Annotated in this window: 4 protein-coding genes and 1 pseudogene; all 5 read right to left on the bottom strand. The window is 54.0% G+C overall.

Annotated features, from left to right (window positions below):
• Positions 1-133: 133 nt before the first annotated feature.
• A complete protein-coding gene (locus QZ506_RS18910; protein ID WP_291973114.1) occupies positions 134-277 on the bottom strand; it encodes a hypothetical protein in 144 nt (47 codons plus the stop codon).
• Positions 258-413: a hypothetical protein gene (locus QZ506_RS18905; RefSeq protein ID WP_291973112.1), complete on the bottom strand. Its 156-nt coding sequence runs from the start codon at positions 411-413 to the stop codon at positions 258-260. Before QZ506_RS18905 ends, QZ506_RS18910 begins: the two co-directional genes overlap by 20 nt.
• Positions 414-473: 60 nt before the next feature.
• The gene (fadI, locus tag QZ506_RS18900; RefSeq protein ID WP_291973109.1) at positions 474-1,814 is read right to left on the bottom strand and encodes an acetyl-CoA C-acyltransferase FadI; all 1,341 of its coding nucleotides are present in this window, start codon (positions 1,812-1,814) and stop codon (positions 474-476) included.
• A gap of 230 nt (positions 1,815-2,044) precedes the next feature.
• Positions 2,045-2,341 carry a YfcZ/YiiS family protein gene (locus QZ506_RS18895; RefSeq protein WP_291973108.1) on the bottom strand — a complete coding sequence of 99 codons (297 nt, stop codon included), beginning with the start codon at positions 2,339-2,341 and terminating at the stop codon, positions 2,045-2,047.
• 144 nt (positions 2,342-2,485) lie between these two features.
• Positions 2,486-2,569 (bottom strand): annotated as a pseudogene (locus QZ506_RS18890) (lipoprotein); the annotation flags it as partial.

Raw genomic sequence — 2,569 nt, 5'->3', positions numbered from 1 at the left:
GGCAGCCCAGTGAAACGACAGATCCTCGCAACGTAAAATCATGCAGTTAGGCCTCATGAGAAAAGTGTACACCTGAGATGACAAGCATTTTCAACCAAAACTGGCATGGAAAAACAGCATGATTACCTATTATTCAACAAAGCCGTTTGTATCCTTCTGCCAGCCCTTTATCCATACCCCGCCGTACCACCTGAATAATGCGATCGGCCGCGGGATAGTTACCCTTAGTTTTGGCGCGCGTCTTCTGCTTCACCACTTTAAATAACACGTGACGCACTGGCCAACTGTTCACCAGACGCGTGCGCCAAGGCAGCATCGGCTGCCGCCGTTTCCAGCAAGATACTGTTGGGAACGGCATCATCGATCATCCCCAGCTTGAGCACCTGCCGCGCTTTTACCGAGCGACCTGTCAAGATCAAATCCGGCGCGCGATCGACGTCAATCAACCTAGGCAAACGCTGAGTCCCACCCGATCACGGCAATAGGCCCAACTGCACTTCAGGTAATCCAAGTACCGTTTTGTCATCCAGAGAGCAGACACGATAATCGCATGCCAACGCCAGCCCAAACCCGCCGCCGCGCCGCTGCAACTCATGCAGGGTCTGCGTAATCATTCTGGCACCCGTAGCAACAAACGGATGACCGTAAGCAATCGAACCGCCCAGCACGTTGAATTTATCCATGTCCACGTCTCCCAATGCCGAGGTGCGCCCCAATTTATCCCTTGCAAAATCAGCGCTGGCGAACAGTTTGACGTTTGCCAGCGTCTGTGCTGCAAACGCTTCGTGCATATCAATCAACGTAAGATCGCCGAGGCTAAGACCCGCGCGATCCAACGCCAGCGGCGTGGCACACGCCGGTCCCAACAGCATATCTTGCTGCACACCAATGGCAGTAAACGCATAACTCTTCAGATAGCCCAGCGGGGTTAACCCGAGGCTGTGCGCCTTACCTTCACTCATTAAGAGTACAGCAGCGGCGCCGTCGGTGAGCGGAGAACTGTTGGCTGCGGTGACAGAACCGTGCAGACGATCAAACGCGGGCGATAAACGGGTGTAATGCTCCAGCGTAGAGTCATGACGCACGTTGTTATCCTCTTTGAGCGTTTGGCGGTACGGAGGCACGTAAGCGGTCATCACCTCTTGGTGCAGCAAGCCTTGTTGCCAGGTTTTCGCCGCCAGCCGGTGCGAACGATGCGCAAAAGCATCCTGGTCGGCGCGGGAAATGCCGTAGGTTTTTGCCATTTGCTCTGCGGTATCGCCCATACGCAGCCCGGTGGAGTACTCGGTAACCGGCGGCGAGACCGGCAGCAGATCGCGAGGACGCAAGCGCGACAGCAATTTGAGCAGTTTCCCCAACGTGCGAGCTTTACTGAGATACAGCAGCGTCATCGCCAGATTTTTGGTTACACCGATCGGCTGCAGTGAGAACGTGTCGGCTCCGCCCGCAATTCCCACGTGCGCAGTGCCCGCCATAATGCTTTCGGCCACGTTGACTACGGACTGAAAGCGGGTGGCGCAAGCGCGGGAAACGGTGTAGGCATCGGTATGCACACACATCCCGGTGCCCAGCACAATTTCGCGCGCAATATTGGGCGCAGCCGGCATTTGTACTACCTGACCAAACACCAGCAGATAGACCCACTTGGGATCGATGCCATACCGTATCAGCAGTTCGCTCACCACCATTTTGCCTAAATCCATGGCGGGAATACCGCGATACGCGGTCGCTTGACGAGCGAAAGGCGTGCGCAATCCACTGACGATCGCGACACGTTCGCCGCTCCGGGTTATCAGGGGTAACACTTCGCTCACAAACACTCCTGTAAACAGAGAATTAAGTATATGTTCTAACAGGTCAGACCTGAATAGAGTGTTAACCAGAGCATTACATTAAGCAAACCCGTTTACTACAAAATGCGAGTGCGCGCTGTCTGTAACCGGAGGTGAAATCTGAAAGGGGATGGCAAGACGAAGAGTGGGGACAAGAAAAGGGGACGAGCACAACGTGCGGCGCGCTGCACCGCACGTTATCACCAGGAGGCTTAACGCAATCCCAATTGGAAAATCAGCGTTTCAGCCTGGCAACTGAACGTGAAATCGATATCCAACTGTACGCCACCGTTCACGTCAGCAAAACGACTGTCGATCTGGCACGGCTCAGATTCTACTGCACGGGCTTTTTCCGTCAGCGCCATCAGCGTGGCCTGCGCGGCTTCACTGTCAGCAAATACTTTGCTGTAAGATGCAGTGCAGTCAGTGTTTTCCATTACAGTACCGACATCCACGCAGCAGCAAGCGGCGGTTTCTTCAGCAGAACATTTATTTATCGCGTTTGTCATGATGCTTTTCCTCACGGGTAACGATCTGCACGGGCAGATTTGATCCGGTTCAAAAATATCACTTTTCCCACTATTTTACTCAGCGGGACGGCTTTGTTGAATAAATCAGAACTTGTGACGACTGCGCCCCATACGGGTCGATTGTTACGTGATGCGAATACTGTTCGGCATTCCTAATAGCGTGATCCGGTTAAGCGCTTTGACCATGGCCATGGCTTCACCCACCTG

Origin of the sequence: Candidatus Symbiopectobacterium sp. (assembly GCF_020054415.1) — a bacterium.
GTDB lineage: Bacteria > Pseudomonadota > Gammaproteobacteria > Enterobacterales > Enterobacteriaceae > Symbiopectobacterium.
Note: the sequence above shows the minus strand (reverse complement) of the source record. Positions and strands in the feature narration are given on the sequence as shown.